The 16,255-nt window shown below is 64.1% G+C and carries 13 protein-coding genes, 1 tRNA gene and 1 other RNA gene; 11 read left to right on the top strand and 4 right to left on the bottom strand.

All coding sequences use genetic code 11. From position 1 onward, the window contains the following. Positions 1–150 precede the first annotated feature (150 nt). On the top strand, positions 151–2,217 hold the full coding sequence (locus tag DDE20_RS05880) for an AsmA family protein (protein WP_116557537.1): 2,067 nt from the start codon (positions 151–153) through the stop codon (positions 2,215–2,217). A gap of 346 nt (positions 2,218–2,563) precedes the next feature. On the opposite strand, the gene DDE20_RS05885 is transcribed toward DDE20_RS05880, so the two are convergent. Continuing rightward, a tRNA-His gene (locus DDE20_RS05885) sits at positions 2,564–2,640 on the bottom strand. 247 nt (positions 2,641–2,887) lie between these two features. Here DDE20_RS05885 and DDE20_RS05890 point away from each other — a divergent pair. Further along, positions 2,888–3,100, top strand: a complete 213-nt coding sequence (locus tag DDE20_RS05890) for a DUF6324 family protein (protein ID WP_116557538.1) — start codon at positions 2,888–2,890, stop codon at positions 3,098–3,100. A gap of 15 nt (positions 3,101–3,115) precedes the next feature. Here the strand turns inward: DDE20_RS05890 and ffs are convergent. Then, positions 3,116–3,213: signal recognition particle sRNA small type (ffs, locus tag DDE20_RS05895), an RNA gene on the bottom strand. 189 nt (positions 3,214–3,402) lie between these two features. On the opposite strand from ffs, the gene DDE20_RS05900 reads away from it, so the two are divergent. Together DDE20_RS05900 and DDE20_RS05905 are read left to right on the top strand one after the other, a co-directional pair. After that, entirely contained in the window at positions 3,403–4,017 is a 615-nt protein-coding gene (locus DDE20_RS05900) for a TetR/AcrR family transcriptional regulator (RefSeq protein ID WP_116557539.1), read from the top strand. A gap of 103 nt (positions 4,018–4,120) precedes the next feature. After that, the gene (locus tag DDE20_RS05905; RefSeq protein ID WP_116557540.1) at positions 4,121–4,525 is read left to right on the top strand and encodes a DUF2852 domain-containing protein; all 405 of its coding nucleotides are present in this window, start codon (positions 4,121–4,123) and stop codon (positions 4,523–4,525) included. A gap of 138 nt (positions 4,526–4,663) precedes the next feature. Here the strand turns inward: DDE20_RS05905 and DDE20_RS05910 are convergent, their stop codons facing one another. Then, entirely contained in the window at positions 4,664–6,700 is a 2,037-nt protein-coding gene (locus DDE20_RS05910) for an oxidoreductase (protein WP_116557541.1), read from the bottom strand. A 104-nt stretch (positions 6,701–6,804) separates the two neighbouring features. Here DDE20_RS05910 and DDE20_RS05915 point away from each other — a divergent pair, with 104 nt between their 5' ends. From DDE20_RS05915 to DDE20_RS05940, 6 genes are all read left to right on the top strand, one after another. Further along, positions 6,805–7,704 (top strand): LysR substrate-binding domain-containing protein, encoded by a 900-nt coding sequence (locus DDE20_RS05915; protein ID WP_240607860.1) that lies wholly within the window; start codon positions 6,805–6,807, stop codon positions 7,702–7,704. 116 nt (positions 7,705–7,820) lie between these two features. After that, positions 7,821–9,365: a trimethylamine methyltransferase family protein gene (locus DDE20_RS05920; protein ID WP_116557542.1), complete on the top strand. Its 1,545-nt coding sequence runs from the start codon at positions 7,821–7,823 to the stop codon at positions 9,363–9,365. Positions 9,366–9,428: 63 nt separating this feature from the next. Next, a complete protein-coding gene (locus DDE20_RS05925) occupies positions 9,429–10,037 on the top strand; it encodes a nicotinate-nucleotide adenylyltransferase (RefSeq protein ID WP_116557543.1) in 609 nt (202 codons plus the stop codon). Between the two features lie 189 nt (positions 10,038–10,226). Then, positions 10,227–11,735 carry a D-alanyl-D-alanine carboxypeptidase/D-alanyl-D-alanine endopeptidase gene (dacB, locus tag DDE20_RS05930; protein ID WP_165814436.1) on the top strand — a complete coding sequence of 503 codons (1,509 nt, stop codon included), beginning with the start codon at positions 10,227–10,229 and terminating at the stop codon, positions 11,733–11,735. Positions 11,736–11,919: 184 nt separating this feature from the next. After that, positions 11,920–13,374: an OmpA family protein gene (locus tag DDE20_RS05935; protein ID WP_116557545.1), complete on the top strand. Its 1,455-nt coding sequence runs from the start codon at positions 11,920–11,922 to the stop codon at positions 13,372–13,374. A 19-nt stretch (positions 13,375–13,393) separates the two neighbouring features. Next, positions 13,394–14,038, top strand: a complete 645-nt coding sequence (locus tag DDE20_RS05940) for a hypothetical protein (RefSeq protein ID WP_116557546.1) — start codon at positions 13,394–13,396, stop codon at positions 14,036–14,038. 91 nt (positions 14,039–14,129) lie between these two features. On the opposite strand, the gene DDE20_RS05945 is transcribed toward DDE20_RS05940, so the two are convergent. Continuing rightward, positions 14,130–14,552 (bottom strand): tellurite resistance TerB family protein, encoded by a 423-nt coding sequence (locus DDE20_RS05945; protein WP_240607861.1) that lies wholly within the window; start codon positions 14,550–14,552, stop codon positions 14,130–14,132. Positions 14,553–14,669: 117 nt separating this feature from the next. Here DDE20_RS05945 and DDE20_RS05950 point away from each other — a divergent pair, with 117 nt between their 5' ends. After that, positions 14,670–16,250, top strand: a complete 1,581-nt coding sequence (locus tag DDE20_RS05950) for a lysine--tRNA ligase (RefSeq protein ID WP_116557547.1) — start codon at positions 14,670–14,672, stop codon at positions 16,248–16,250. Positions 16,251–16,255: the final 5 nt, after the last annotated feature.

Genomic DNA, 16,255 nt, shown 5'->3' on the forward strand with positions numbered 1-16,255 from the left:
GCGATTCAGGCAAGGGGGGACGTCGCGTCGGCTGCGGTGCAGAGGGCCGCGCCACCACCGCGGAACCCGCACGAATCCGTGACGCAGCAAGCGCTTGTGCGCGACTCCTGCAGTGCTATCATGGCGAAATAACGGGTTTCGGAGGGTGCGATGCGTTGGGTTTTCAGGCTGGTCGGATTGGTTGTTGTCTTGGTTGTGCTGCTGGTTGCGGCGATCTTTTTGGTCCCGGCCGAGCGTATTGCCAATCTCGCCGCGCAGCAGTTCGAGGCGCGCACGGGGCGGGCGTTAACCATCTCGGGCGATGTCAGCCCGACGCTCTGGCCGACCATTGGCGCGCGCATTGAGAGCGTGACCTTGGCCAATATCGAAGGCTCAGAGGCGGGGCCGATGTTGCAGGCCGCGGCGGTTGATGTGGGCGTTGATCTCTCGGCGCTGATCGGCGGCAATGTGGCGATCCAGCGGTTCGAGGTGCAAGAGCCGGTGATCGTGCTCGAACGCTTTGCTGACGGGCGCGCGAATTGGGTGTTCGAGGGGCTCGGCGGTGACGCGGAGCCCGAAAGCGCCGCGGGTGACAGCACTGGCGGGGCGCCGCAATTCACCCTTGACCGCGCTCTGATAGCGGGCGCCAGCCTGCGCTATATCGACCACGGCGCGGGCAGTGATTTGCGCGTCGAGGGCGTCGGGATCGAGCTGACCATGCCCGATCAATCCGGCCCCGTGGACCTGAGCCTCACCGCCACACGCGGCGGGCAAGAGGGGCGGATACAGGCGCAGGTCGGATCGCTGGCGGGGCTGATGTCCGGCGAGGTGGTGGCGATCGCGGCGACGCTGGTGGCCGAGGGCGCCGAGGCGTCCTTTACCGGCCGCGCGGGGCTGCAGCCCTTGGCCGCCGAGGGGCGCATCAGCCTTGACGCGCAACGTCTGGCACCGGCGCTGGCATTGGCGGGGGTCTCGGGCGCCGAGCCACTGCCCGAGGGGGCGCGGCCATTAATCATGGCGGGGCAGATCACGCTGGCGCCCGCTGGCAGTGTGCATCTGCGCGAGGGGGTGATCGGCATCGGCGCGAATAGCATCCGCACCGCGCTCGACGTGGATATGGCGGGCGAACGGCCCAATATCACCGGCGAAATGGCCGCCGATGCGCTGGATCTGCGGCCCTTTACCACCGGCGGCGAGGCCACGGAGAGCGGCGGCAGCGGCTGGCCCACCACGCCGATTGACGCCTCGGCGCTCGCATTGTTCGACGCGCGGATCGGCTTGACCCTGGGGCCGGTGCAGACCGGTTTCGCCAATCTCGACGCGCTGCGCGGCGCGCTGGTGGTCGAGCGGTCGCGGGCGGTGATCGAACTGGCCGAGGTGCGCGCCTTTGACGGGGCGCTGGCGGGGGAGTTGGTGGCCAACAACCGCTCGGGCCTCTCGGTCGGTGGCAATCTGCGGCTGCGCGATGTGCAATTATTGCCGCTATTGCAACAGGTTGCGGGGTTTGAGCGGCTGGCGGGCACGGCCTCGCTGGACCTGCAGTTTCTCGGTGTCGGCGGCTCGATGGATGCGATCATGCGCTCGCTCAGCGGCGAAGGGCGGCTGGATTTCGGCGCCGGCGAGATCATCGGTTTTGATCTGGCGGGGATGCTGCGCAATCTCGATCTGTCCTATGTCGGCGAAGGAAACCGGACAATTTTCGAGAGTTTGGCGGGCAGCTATTCGATTGAAAACGGTATCTTAACCAATGACGATCTATCCTTGAGCGCAAATCTGGTCAGCGTGCTGGGCGAGGGCGTGGTCGATCTGGGCGCGCAGGTGCTGGAATACCGCGTGACGCCCGAGGCGATCCGCGATGCCGAGACCGGCGCGGCGTTCAGCGTGCCGCTGATGATCACCGGCCCGTGGTCCGAGCCGCGGTTCCGGCTGGATCTGGAAGGGCTGGCCGAGCGGCGTCTGGCCGAAGAGCGCGAGCGGCTGGAAGCGGCGGCACGGGCCGAGGCCGAGCGGCTGCAGGAAGAGGCGCGCGCGCGGCTGGAGGCCGAGGCGGAAGAGCGGCTGGGCATCACCTTGGAGGAGGGGCAATCCACCGAGGAGGCGCTGCGCCAAGGGGCCGAGGACGCGGTGAGGAGCCGGTTGAACCGCCTGTTGGGCGGTGGCACAGAAGCGCCGGTTGAAGGCGCCGCGGAAGGGGCCGCTGAAGGCGCTGCCGAGGGGGCTGCGCCTGCGAGCGAATAGGCCGATTGGCGGTTGCCGTATCGGTTTCTGCGCTGGTCGGCGGGCAGCTGGCCGGTGAATTGCGGGTGGCATTGCGCCGCGCCTGTCGGGAAGTTTGTGCCTGCCAGAGGTGCTGCGCTGCGCCATCCTGACGATGAGTGCATCGGGGATTGATGGCCGTTTGATCGCACTTTGATTTCGGCGAGATGGGCGCGCGGGGGCCACCAGCGGGGGTATTTCGCTTGCGGCCTGTGGTTCTGTCTCGCGGCAGGGATGCCCTTGGCTGACATCGCACCTGCGGATCATGCGCGGCGCCCAAGGGGCGGTCCGCAGCGCTAAGCCACTGGCAATGCTGAATAAGGGGAGATGGTACCGACACCCCGGCTCGAACGGGGGACCTCTAGATCCACAATCTAGCGCTCTAACCAACTGAGCTATGTCGGCACTTGCGGGCCGTTTAGCGGCCCCGGCGGGCAATTGCAAGAGGGCAATCACCTCGTATCGCAGAGTATTGGCCGGGATTGGCGAAAGCGCCTTGGCGGAGGATTTCCGGCGGCCCTGTGATGCGGGTGAACTGCGCGGATGAACTGCGCCGATGACTTGCGCGGATCACTTGCGCCGGTGGGTGCCGCGCGCTAGGCACGGCGCAGACTTCACGACACCGCAAAATGGGCGAACCGAAAGGGCCGATATGAGCATTAACAAACAAAGCGACATCGCCGCCAACCTGCAGATCGGGCCGACCGATCTGGGCATGGTGCGTCTGTATATCGAAGCCGAAGGGCTGCAATTGCCGCTGGATTTCGATCCCGAGGAAGCCGACGAGATTGCCGAAGAACTGCGCATTGCCGCCGAAGCCGCGCGCGCGATGACTGACGGCGGCAAGAAAGGCAAGCGGCGGTAACGACGACTGGGGGGGAGGTGAGAGACCGGACACGACCCAGACGGGAATCGTTGCGGCTGCTTCCTTCCGGACCTGACCGGGTTGGCGAAACGCCTGCCCGCGCCAGCCTCTCGAGGCCCATTTAGGCAAGCGCGCCGATAGATGCAAGAGGGTAGCGGCAGAACTGCGGCGCGATCTGCCCGAAGATCCCGCGGCAAACCGCGGATTGCGACCCGGCTGCTTTGTGCAATACTGAGGCGCAGGGCGCGCGCGGCATCCAGCCTCGCGCGACGGATTTGACAGCAAGGCAGCACACGCAGGCAATGAGCAAACGCGGCTATCATCACGGCAATCTGCGTCAGGCGCTGGTCGACGGGGCGCTCAACCTGATCGCCGAAAAGGGGCCGACCGGCTTTACCATGGCCGAAGCAGCGAAACAGGCCGGCGTCTCGGCGGCGGCACCTTACCGGCATTTCGCCGGGCGCGATGATCTGCTCGCCGAGATTGCCACGCAGGGCTATGAGCTGTTCGGCGATGTGCTGGAATACGCCTATGACGACGGAAAACCCTCGCCGATGGCGGCTTTCGAGGCGGTGGGCCGCGCCTATCTGGCCTTTGCGCGCAAATATCCCGGTCATTATATGGCGATGTTCGAGGCCGGATTGTCGGTCAACCAGACCGCCGATCTGGCGCGCGCGGCGACCCGTTCGGATCGGGTGATGCAGCGCGCGGCCGAGGAACTCTCGGCGCGTATCCCGATCGACCGGCGCCCGCCGGGGGCGATGTTCTCGGCCCATATCACCGCGCTAAGTCACGGAATTGTCGAGCTTTATGCCCGCGGTAAACCCGGTGCGCGGACCCCGTTCACGCCCGAGGAGCTGCTCGAATCCGGGGTTGGTATCTATCTGCGCGGGCTCGGGCTCATCTCGGGCGACTGACATTTTCACGAAAAAATCTGTGCTGCGGGTTGAACGGGGGCTTGCCATACCCATGTATGTAAATGTAAATAACATTAACACCGCAGCAGAGGAGACGACTCACATGACCGCGATCACCGCATGGCCCGGACGCGCCGAAAACTGGTTGGACGATAGAGGCAAAGGTGCCTGGATCGCCGCCATGGTGCTGGGTTTCATCTTTTTCTGGCCCGTCGGGCTGGCACTATTGGCATATATGATCTGGGGAAAAGGCATGTTCGGAAAAAACTGTAGCAATCGCAAAAGCCATCACCGCGCGGCATGGAAAATGCATGCGCCCTCGGGCAATAGCGCCTTTGATTCCTATAAGGCCGAGACGCTGAAACGGCTCGAGGAAGAGCAGGAGGCCTTTGCCGAATTCCTGCGCCGCTTGCGCGAGGCGAAGGATAAATCCGAGTTCGACCAGTTCATGGACGACCGTGCGCGGCGTCGCTCCGAGGAGGCCCGCGAGGTGGAACCGGCAGGATGAATTGAGGGAGGTGGGGGGGGCTGCGCGCCCCCCGCACCCCCGCGCTTAGGGGGCGCAGGCGCCCCCTAAGAACCCCCCTGAAACATAAGGTGAGTATTTAGAGCAAGATGAAGACGGGCTGGAGCGATCCGGCCCGTTTTAGTGAACCGCCATCAGACGCAGGGCGTCGAGGATCGCGGCATGGGTGTTGCGCGAGGCCACCGCGTCGCCGATGCGGAACAGGCGGAAGCTGCCCTCGGGGTTGCGGATCACGCTTTGCGGTTGCTGGGCGACGAGTTCCTCGTGATCGAGCGCGCCGAGGTTCACCGACAAGGGTTTGAGGTCGAAATAGAGATCCTCGAGCGGGCGGGTGCCGTGGTTCACCACGATCTGGTCGTAGTGGTTTTCACGGGTGTGGGCGCTGTAATCGGTGCCGATCACGGCGCGCAACTGGTTGCCCTCGGGGTGCACGGATTGCAGGCGCCAGGTGACGGTGAAGGTGACGTCTTTGTCCTGCATGGCGCGCATATAGGGCGTGAGGTTCATCGCCATCACCTCGGGCGCGAAGCTGCGGTCGGGGGTCATGATTTCCACTTTGGCGCCGCTATTGGCAATCATTTCAGCGGCTTGCAGGCCAGCGTGATCGCCGGCGTCGTCATAGACCAGCACATTGCTGCCGGGTTTGACGTCGCCCGAGAGGATGTCCCAGCTGGAAATCACATGGGCGTTGCCCTCGGTCAGCACCTCGGTGAAGGGCAGGCCGCCGGTGGCGATGATCACGATATCTGGGTTCTCACCGGTGATATCCTCGGCGTCGGCGATTGTGTTAAACCGGAAATTAACCCCCAGATGCGCGCATTCACCCATGCGCCAGTCGATGATGCCGATCATTTCCTTTTTGCGCGGGCTTTGGGCGGTGAGCCTGATTTGCCCGCCGGGCTGGTCTGCGGCCTCGAAGACGGTGACCTTATGGCCGCGCTCACCGGCGACGCGCGCGGCCTCGAGCCCGGCGGGGCCGGCGCCGACGATCACCACATGTTTGGGGCTCTCGGCCTCGGGGATGTCATGCGGCAGGGTCTCTTCGCGGCCCGAGGCGGCGTTGTGGATGCAGAACGCCAGGCCGCCCTGATAGATCCGGTCGAGGCAGTAGTTCGCGCCGACGCAGGGGCGGATGCGGTCTTCGGTCTTATTGGCGATTTTGCGCACCAGATGCGGCTCGGTCAGATGGGCGCGGGTCATGCCGATCATATCCACCGCGCCCGAGGCGACGGCGTGGCGCGCGGTGGCGACATCGGGGACGCGGGCGGCGTGGAAAATCGGGATATCGACGGATTTCTTCACCTCGGCCGCGCAGGCCAGATGCGGCGCCGAGGGCATGCCCTGGATCGGGATCACATCGGTGAGGCCGGCGTCGGTCTCGATATGGCCGCGGATGATGTTGAGGAAGTCGACCATGCCAGAGGCTTTGAACCTCTGCCCGACTTCGATACCCTCGGCGGGGGAGGTGCCGCCGGGCAGGCGCTCGTCGGCGACATAGCGCATGCCGAGGAGGAAATCCTCGCCGACACGCTCGCGGCAGGCTTTGAGCACGGCGAGGGGGAAGGCCATGCGGTTGTCCAATGAGCCGCCCCAGGGTGCGTCGAGTTCATTGGTTAATGGCGAGACGAATTGATCCATCAAATGGCCGTAGCATTCGAACTCGACGCCATCCATGCCGCCCGCCTTCATCCGTTCGGCGGCGTCGGCGTAGTCCTGGATTACCCGCTCGATGTCCCAGTCTTCCATTTTCTTGGTAAAGGCGCGGTGGGCGGGTTCGCGTTCATGGCCGGGCGAGAGCACCGGCAGCCAGTCGCCCTTGTCCCAGCGGGTGCGGCGGCCGAGATGGGTGAGCTGGATCATCACCGCCGCGCCATGTTCGTGCACCGCGTCGGTCATTTCGCGGATATAGGGCACGACCTCGTCTTTCCACGCGAGGATATTGTTGAACACCGGCGGGCTGTCGCGCGAGATACTGGCGGAACCGGCGGTCATGGTTAATGCCACCCCGCCCTTGGCGCGTTCGACATGATATTCGCGGTAACGGCCCTTGGGCATCCCGTCCTCGGGGTAGGCGGGCTCATGGGCGGTAAAGACAATCCGGTTGCGCAGCGTCAGATGCTTGAGTTGAAACGGCTGAAGAAGAGGATCATTGGACATATCGGACTCCGCTTGGTTTGGCTCAACTTGGACCGCAACTAGGGCTTTTCACAAGCTAAATTTTAGGCCAGACTGGCATGATCAGGGTTTATGCGTGAGGGGGTATGGCGGGGTTCAGACGGCAGGTGTCTTCGCTGAGCGCTTTGGCGACATTCGAAGCGGCGGCGCGGCTTTTGGGATTCACCCGTGCGGCCGAGGAATTGGGTGTGACGCAGGCGGCGGTGTCGCGGCAGATCAAGCTGCTGGAGGCGGAGCTCAACACGCCCTTGTTCCTGCGCGGGCACCGCAAGGTGGAGCTGACACCGGCGGGTCTGGTGCTGTCGCGGGCGCTGACCGGCGCCTTTGATCAGGTCTCCGAGGCGCTGGACACGATCCGGCGTCCGACGGCGACCAATATCGTGACGCTGGGGGCGACGCTGGGCTTTATGCATTTCTGGCTGTTGCCGCGGTTGCCGGCGTTTCGCGCGGCGCATCCGCAGGTGCAATTGCGGCTGGTCTCGCAGGATACGGGCTTTGACCTGCGGCGTGATCCGGTGGATGTTTTAATCCAGTATAGCCTACCGAAACTGGACGGCGCGCGCTGTCTGGAGGTGCTGCCGGATGTGGTGTTTCCGGTCGCCGCGCCGGGGTTCGTGACCCAAGATGATCCGGCGCTGGATGAACTGCCGCTGATCGGTTGCGATTGGGTGGAGCCGACATGGTTAAGCTGGCGGCGCTGGGCGCAACTGGCCGAGCTTCCGCCGCTGCCCAAGGCGAATGCGGTGCGGTTCAGCCAATATACCGATGCGATCTATACCGCGATGAGCGGGCAGGGTGTGGCGCTGGGCTGGAAGTCATTGATCGGCCCGCAATTGCAGGACGGGCGCTTGCAACGGCTGGGCAGGCGGCAGGTGGTGCCCGAAGAGGCGCATTGCCTGTTCGTGCCGACGACGCGGGCACAGGGACGCGGCGCGCGGCATCTGACCGAATGGCTGGTGGCGGTGTTTCAGGCGGATCAGGCATAAGCCCAGATCATTCATCCGCAATCAATTAATGCCCGTTACAGGCGCGGATCTGCGGCCTAACATGGGGCGCTCGCACTGGCTGCGACACCCTTCCATTTGTTGACAGGCAGACCAAGATGACACTAGTTGAAACTCCACCGCGCGGGCGTTCTGGCCGCGCTGCACGGCGTGCGGAACGGGCGATCCACAGCACCCATGGCGCGGTGCCCTATATCACCCGCGGCATTCCCACCTATGATATTCTGGGCGAGGAAAGCCTGCAGCGGATCGAGGCCGCCGCCGACCGGATTCTGGCCGAGACCGGCATTGATTTTCGCGATGACGAGGAGGCGCTGCGGCTCTGGCGTGAGGCGGGGGCGCAGGTCAACGGGGTCAATGTGCGGTTCGAGAAGGGGATGCTGCGCGAGCTCCTCAAAACCGCGCCCAGCGAGTTCACCCAACACGCGCGCAACCCCGCCAATTCGGTGCAGATCGGCGGCAATAATGTCGTGTTTTCACCGGCTTACGGCTCACCCTTTGTGATGGATCTCGACAAGGGGCGGCGCTTTGGCACCATCGAGGATTTCGAGAATTTCATCAAATTGGGCCAGTCCTCGCCGTGGTTGCATCATTCGGGCGGCACGATTTGCGAGCCGACGGATATCGCGGTGAACAAGCGCCATCTGGATATGGTTTACGCGCATATCAAATACTCGGATCGCGGGTTTCTGGGCTCGGTGACGGCGCAGGACCGCGCCGAAGATACGATTGAAATGGCGCGGATCCTGTTCGGGCGTGAGTTTGCCGACCAGAATTGCGTGATCATGGGGAATTTTAACGTGAATTCGCCCTTGGTCTGGGACGGCACGATGACCACCGGCATGCGCGCCTATGCCAAGGCGGGGCAGGCGGTGGTCTTGGTGCCCTTCATCTTGGGCGGCGCGATGGGGCCGGTGACCACGGCGGGGGCAATCGCGCAGGCGCTGGCCGAAACCATGGCCGGTTGCGCTTTGGTGCAACTCGAGCGGCCGGGCGCGCCGGTGGTGTTTGGCAACTTCCTGTCGTCGATGTCGCTGCGTTCGGGCTCGCCGACCTTTGGCACGCCGGAACCGGCGATCGGCTCGATGGTGATCGGGCAATTGGCGCGGCGTTTGGGCCTGCCGCTGCGCTGCGCGGGGAATTTCACCAACTCGAAACTGCCCGACGCGCAGGCGATGACCGAGGGCACGATGTCGATGCTCTCGGCGGTGCATTGCGGGGGCAATTTCATCCTGCATTCGGCCGGTTTTCTCGACGGTCTTCTGTCGATGTCCTATGAGAAATTCGTCATGGACACCGATCTTTGCGGCGGGTTGCACGCCTATCTCAAGGGCGTGGTGGTGGACGAGAATTCGCTGGCCATCGACGCCTTTGCCGAGGTCGGGCCGGGCAACCATTTCTTTGGCTGTCAGCACACGTTGGCGAACTATGAGACCGCGTTTTGGGACAGCGATATGTCCGACAATGAGCCCTATGAGAAATGGCTGGCAGGCGGCGAAGTGGATGCCGCGACGCGGGCCAATAAGCTGTGGAAAAAGCGGCTGGCCGAATATGTCGCGCCACCCTTGGACGCGGGAATTGACGAGGCGTTGCAAGAGTTTATCCACAAACAAAAGGCGTCAAAAGCCGATCAGTGGTATTGATCGCCCCTTGGAAGGCGCGCCGATCCGTTGCATGGTCGGCGCGCAATTTACCTTGGGGGAACAATGGGCAAACCGTGGGCAGCGCCGGGGCAGGTGATCGGCCTGTTGGGGGGGTCGTTTGATCCGCCGCATCCGGGCCATGTGCATCTGAGTCTCGAGGCGCTCAAACGGTTGCGGCTGGATCAATTGTGGTGGCTGGTCAGCCCCGGCAATCCGATCAAACCAAACCCGCCGGCGCCCTTGCCCGCGCGGATGGCGGCGGCGCGGGCGGTGATGCAGCACCCGAAGGTGCGGATCACCGATCTGGAGGCCGATCTCGGCACCACAGCCACGGTTGATACGCTGGCGGCGCTGCAGCGGGTCTATCCCAAGCTGCGGTTTATTTGGTTAATGGGGGCGGATAATCTGGCGCAATTGCATCTCTGGGACCGCTGGCCGGAGATCATGCATCAGGTGCCGGTGGCGGTGTTCGCGCGGCCCGGACAGCGGTTGCCGGCGTTGACCTCGAAAGCGGCGCAGCGGTTTGCGCGGCAGCGGCTGCGGCGCGGGCGGGCGCCGGTATTGGGGCATTTGGCGCCGCCGGCCTGGCTCTATCTGGATATGCCGATGCGCGATGACAGCTCGACCGCGCTGCGGCAGCGTGAAAAGGGTCGCGCCATACGGGCGGAGTAGCTGCCCTCGCAATGCCCGATTGATGCCCCGAATTAACCCGTTTACAATTGTATTAATTTTGCCAACGAAGTTTGGCTGCGGGTCTGCGGTTTCGGCGCAGAACATCCCGGTTTTGCACTGACGTTATTTTGAGATGCCGAGTATTTGGGTTGACGTTAAGGTATTGAAATGTCCACGGATCACTCCGTTTTGAATCGTCGAAACCTCTTGGCTGGACTGGCCGCCTCGGTGGCGCTGCCGGCCTTTGCGCGGGCGCCCGCGCGCTCGCCTTTCCCGCATGCGAATCCGCGTTTGGTGGCGGCTCCGGTGGATATTTCGGCGCTGCCGATTCGCCGCCCCGCGGGGGGATTATCCGAATTTCTGGCGCGCGCGAACCTGTCCGGCGAGACCGGCGTCGTCGCCTTGGACGCGGAAACCGGCGAGGTGATCGAAGAGCATCGCGGCAATCTGTTATTGCCCCCCGCCAGCACCGCCAAAGCGGTGACGGCGATGTATGCGGTGCAGGCGCTGGGGCTGGAATATCGCTTTGTCACGCGGGTGTTGATCGGCCGCGGACAGATCGAAGACGGCACTTTGCGCGGCGATCTGGTGCTCAAGGGCGGCGGCGATCCGGTGTTGCAGACCGCCGATCTGGCGGCGCTGGCCGATGCGCTGATCGCGCAGGGATTGCGCCGTGTCGAGGGGCGGTTTCTGGTCGACGGCACCGCCTTGCCGACGATCACCCATATCGACCGCACGCAGCCGGTGGAGGCGGGGTATAATCCCTCGCTGTCGGGGATTAACCTTAATTTCAACCGCGTGCATTTCGGCTGGGACGTGCAGGGCGGGCGGGCCTCGGTGATGATGGACGCGCGTTCGAATCGCGAGGTGCCCGAGGTTTCGGTGATCGATATGCAGGCGGTGTCGCGCAATCTGCCGGTCTATACCCATGATTTCAGCGGCGCGCGCGAGCGTTGGACGGTGGCCGGATCGGCGCTGCGCCGCGCGGGATCGCGCTGGCTGCCGGTGCGCCGCCCGCAGGCCTATGCCGGTGACGTGCTGCGGGTTTTGCTGCAGGCGCGCGGCTGCCGTCTGCCCGAGGCCGAGGTGACCCGCAGCGCGCAGGGCGGGGCGGTGATTGCCGAGCATCGCTCGCCGCCGTTAACCACGATCCTGCGCGGGATGCTGCGCTATTCCACCAATCTGACCGCCGAATGCGTCGGGCTTGCGGCATCAACCAGCGGCGGGCAGCAGCTGCGGGCGCTGGCGCCCTCGGCGCGGATGATGAACCAATGGGCGGCGCGGGCGCATGGCGCGCGCGGGGTGGATTTTCTGGACCATTCGGGGCTGGGCGCAGGCTCGCGGATTTCAACGCAGGCGATGGCGCAATTCATGCTGAGCGCGCGCCGCGAGGGCATCCTGCCGGATTTGCTGCGCGAGCATCCGATGCGCGATGCGCAGGGCCAGCAGATCCGCAACCATCCGGTCGAGGTGCTGGCCAAGACCGGCACGATTAACTTTGTTTCGGCCCTCACCGGCTATGCGCAGCCGCGCGGCGGACGGCCGATCGTGTTTTCGATCATCAGCGCCGATCTGTCGCGGCGGCGGGCACCGGGGGAGACCTCGCTTGAGCAGCCCGCGGGCACCCGCGCTTGGACCCGTCGGGCGCGGGTGTTGCAGCAGGATCTGATCGAGCGCTGGACCCAGTTGCAGGGCTGAATCCTGTGGCGCCGCTGACGCAGGCAGGGGCCATGGGGCGGCTATTTCCGATTTCTGTTTGAACCGTGATCTGCTTGGCATATCATAGGGATATTGATGCGAAAGCGCGGCTTTTGCGGCGGTCTGGCGCCGTCGCGCGGCGGGGTTTTGTGCATCGACTGTGGTGAATTCGGGGGTGTGTGGCATGCGGATCGGGGCAGGACTGGCAATCTTGGGGCTTGGGCTGGCCGGTCTCGGCTGGTGGGCGAAATCCGAATATGCGACGCATATCCAAGGGGTGATTGACCACGACGCGCAGGCCATCGCGGCGGGCTCGGTGCACGGTGTCGAGGTCGGCGTCGAGGGCCGCGATATCAGCGTCAGCGGGCTGGCAGACGGGCGGCAGGAGCATGCGGCTTTGATCGCGGGGTTAACCGAGATTGACGGGCAGCGGGTGGTGATCGACCGGCTTGAGGTCTTGCCCTTGGCCGCGCCCTATACGCTCAATCTGCTTTGGATGAATGGCGAGTTAGAGGCCAATGGCACCGCGCCCAGCATCGCTGTGCGGGATGCGCTGGCAGAGGTTGGCGCCACGGATTTGTCCCTCGCTGCGGGCGCGCCGGATGCGCATTGGGGCGATGCGGCGCAACTGGCGATTGGCGCGTTAAGGTTGTTGGAGGACGGCACTTTGGCGATCAGCGAGCGACGGATGTCGCTGGCCGGGGTGGCGCGCACATTGGAAGACGGCGAGGCGGTGCGCGCGGCGCTGGATCAATTGCCTGAGGGATATCAAGTGGATATGGGGCTGCGCTATGTTGATGACGGGACCCCGCCGGCCTATGATCTGCACTATACGGCGGCGGGTGGCGCCTGGTTGGAGGGCAAGCTGCCGCGGGATGTGACGCCGGATGATTTGGCGGCGGCGCTTGGGTTAACCATGATTGACGACAATTCGGACCGCGCGCTGACCGGCGAGGCGGAGGCGGTGCCCGCAGCGCTGGCGGGGCTGGCGCCCTGGATGGCGCAGGTGGAAACGCTGGATGTCTCGGTCTCGCCCGAGGGCACGGATCTGGCGCTCGGCTTTGGTGCGGGCGCGGATCTGGAATTGCTGCGCGCGGCATTGAGTGAGGCGCTGCCGGGCGTGGCGCTGACGGTGACGCTGGCGGAACCCGCGCGCGAGGGCGAAGAGAGCGAAGAGGGCGCGCAAAGGGTTAACGCGGCGAGCGGGGCGGCGGAGGAATTGCGCGGCGGCTATTGGTTGCCGGTGGCGGATTTCACGCCAGGTGCGGAGAGCTGCGAGGCCGAATCTACGGCGGTTTTGGAGGCGCAGCGGATCGGATTTGTCAGCGGCTCGGCGCGGCTGGATGCGCAGGCGCGCGGCGCGGTGAATGCGCTGGCCTCGGTGCTGGGCGCCTGTTTGCGGGCGACGGATTTGCAGGCCGAAATCGGCGGGCATACGGATAATACCGGCGAAGACACGGGCAATCTGGCGTTGAGCCTTGCGCGCGCCGAAGCGGTGCGTGCGGCGCTGATTGCGCGCGGTGTGGCCGCGCGGCGGTTGAGCGCCGAGGGCTACGGTGCGACGCAGCCGGTGGCGGATAACGACAGCAATGAAGGCCGCGCGGCCAACCGGCGCACGGCGGTGCGTTGGGTGCAATGAGCGTTTAGGAGGGCGAGGCATGTTCCAAGGTTGGGGCTTTTTATTGAGTGAAATCTGGGTGTTGATCGCGCTCGCGGGGTTATTAGGCCTGTTCGTCGGTTGGCTGGTTTGGGGCCGCCGTGAGGTGGTGGTCGGCAGCGATGACGCGGATACAACGGCCGAACGGCTGCGCGGCGAGTTGACCGCCTGTCAGGCGCAGGCGCGGCAAACCGCCGATAAATTGGCGCGGGTGGAGCGCGAGTTGACCGAGGCGCGGGAGGCGGCTGAGCGCTCGGGCCCGGCGATCATCACCCCGCCGCCGGCGCCTGTGGCGCAGACCGAAGGAGCGGAGACCGAAGTGGCGGAGCCGGAGGTTGCTGCGGGCGTCGCGGAAGCGGTGATTGCGTCGCCGGAGCCGGATGCGGAACCGGAAGCGGTGGGCTCGAAACCCCTGACGCTGGAGGCGCCGCGGGCGGAAGGGGCGGATGATCTCAAGCGGATCAAAGGCGTCGGGCCGAAGCTGGAGGGATTGCTGAACCGGCTGGGGTTCTGGCATTTCGACCAGATCGCCACTTGGACCGATACCGAAATTGCCTGGGTCGATGAAAATCTGGCGAGTTTCAAAGGCCGTGTGACGCGCGATGATTGGGTGACGCAGGCGAAGGCGCTGCGCGACGGGGGGTAAGCCCAGCGAGATCGGTATGGTTAACGCCGCCCAATCGGCCAGGTTAACCGGTTAACGACGCTCGGGCGCTCATAAGACATATGCTCACGCGTTAGGCGTGCATGAACCGCGCCCGCGCGCCGCGTTCGATAGCGGCGGCATGCAGGCGGTCGATGTTCAACTCGTGGCGGATTTCCTCAAGCAGGCGCAATTCGCTCTGCATCAGTTTCCCGTCCGAGGCGGCGACGTCGCAGGCCAGCGCATAAGCAGTCTCGTTCAGCCGTGGCGGCAGTGCCTCGCGCAACAGGCCAAAGATCGCATCAAGCCCGTCCTCGACCTCAAGCAGATCAAACACCGTCTGCGAGATCACCTTGATCCGGTCGGTATCAAACCCCGCGAACACCGGCAGTTGGTTCACCACCTGTTCGATCGCCAGCAGCTCGGCGGTGCGGATCGACGAATCAGCCGCCGAGACGGTGATCATCAACGCAACAAGGCTGTCTTGCGGCGTCATGGAGGGCGGAACCTGTTGCATCGGGGCATTCCTGTGCTTGTTGCAGGTGCAGAATATTGACTGCGCGCGGGTCCGGCAATAGGTAGCCGGATGATACCGCCGCGGCATGCGTGCCGCTTTAGCATGAAAGAGCAAGACATGACTTCTGTGCGTGATGACGCGATGACCTCCAAGGCCTGGCCCTTTGAAGAGGCGCGGCGGCTGCTCAAACGCTATGCAAAGGCGCCGCCCGAGAAGGGGCATGTGCTGTTCGAGACCGGTTACGGGCCCTCGGGGCTGCCGCATATCGGCACTTTTGGCGAAGTCGCGCGGACCTCGATGATCCGCCGTGCATTCGAGGAAATCAGCGATATCCCGACGCGACTGGTGTGTTTTTCCGACGATATGGACGGGATGCGCAAGGTGCCGGACAATGTGCCGAACCGCGAGATGCTGCTGGAAAACCTGCAGCGGCCGCTGACCTCGGTGCCCGATCCCTTTGGCGAATACGAGAGTTTTGGCCATTATAACAACGCGATGCTGCGCCGGTTCCTCGATACCTTCGGGTTTGAATACGAGTTTATCAGCGCGACGGATTACTATAAATCCGGCGCGTTTGACCCGATCCTGTTGCGCGCCGCCGAGCGCTATGACGAGATCATGAAAGTGATGCTGAAAAGCCTGCGCGAAGAGCGCCAGCAGAGCTATTCGTGTTTCCTGCCGATCCATCCCGAGACCGGCCGCGTGCTCTATGTGCCGATGAAAGAGGTGAATGCCAAAGACGGCACGATCACCTTTGACGATGAGGACGGGCGCGAATGGACTCTGCCGGTGACCGGCGGACAGGTGAAGCTGCAGTGGAAGCCCGATTTCGGCGCGCGCTGGGCGGCGCTGGACGTCGATTTCGAAATGTATGGTAAAGATCACAGCACCAACACGCCGATTTACGACGGGATTTGCGAGATTCTGGGCGGCAAGAAGCCCGAGCATTTCACCTATGAGCTGTTCTTGGATGAAAACGGCGAGAAAATCTCGAAGTCCAAGGGCAACGGGCTGACGATTGACGAATGGCTGACCTATGCCTCGCCCGAGAGCCTGTCATATTTCATGTTCCAAAAGCCGAAAACCGCCAAGCGGATGTATTTTGACGTGATCCCGAAGGCGGTCGATGAATACCACCAGCAGCTGCGCGCCTATCCCGGGCAGACGCAGGCGCAGCAATTGGCCAATCCGGTCTGGCATATCCACGGTGGCAACCCGCCGGAGTCGAAGATGGTGGTGCCTTTCTCGATGTTGCTTAATCTGGCCTCGGTGGCCGGGGCGACGGATAAGGACGGGCTCTGGGGCTTTATCCAGCGGTATGCGCCCGAAGCGACGCCCGAGACGCATCCCGACCTTGATCAAGCGGCGGAATTCGCGGTGCGCTATTTCCGCGATTTCGTGGCGCCCAAACGGGTGTTCCGCTTGCCCGACGACCGCGAGCGCGCGGCGATGGAGGACCTGCTGGCGCGGTTGAAAGCCTGGGAGGGCGGGCTGGATGCCGAGGCGCTGCAATCCGAGGTCTTTGCGGTCGGCAAGGCGCATGGATTCGAGCCGCTGCGCGCTTGGTTCAAGGCGCTTTATGAGGTGCTTTTGGGCGCGTCCGAGGGGCCGCGGTTTGGCGGGTTCATCGCGCTTTACGGATTGCAAGAGAGCATCAGCCTGATCGAAAAAGCGCTGAACGGCGAATTGATCGTCTAGTCATG

The sequence above is a fragment of the Pararhodobacter oceanensis genome, from assembly GCF_003076755.1.
Lineage (GTDB): Bacteria > Pseudomonadota > Alphaproteobacteria > Rhodobacterales > Rhodobacteraceae > Pararhodobacter > Pararhodobacter oceanensis.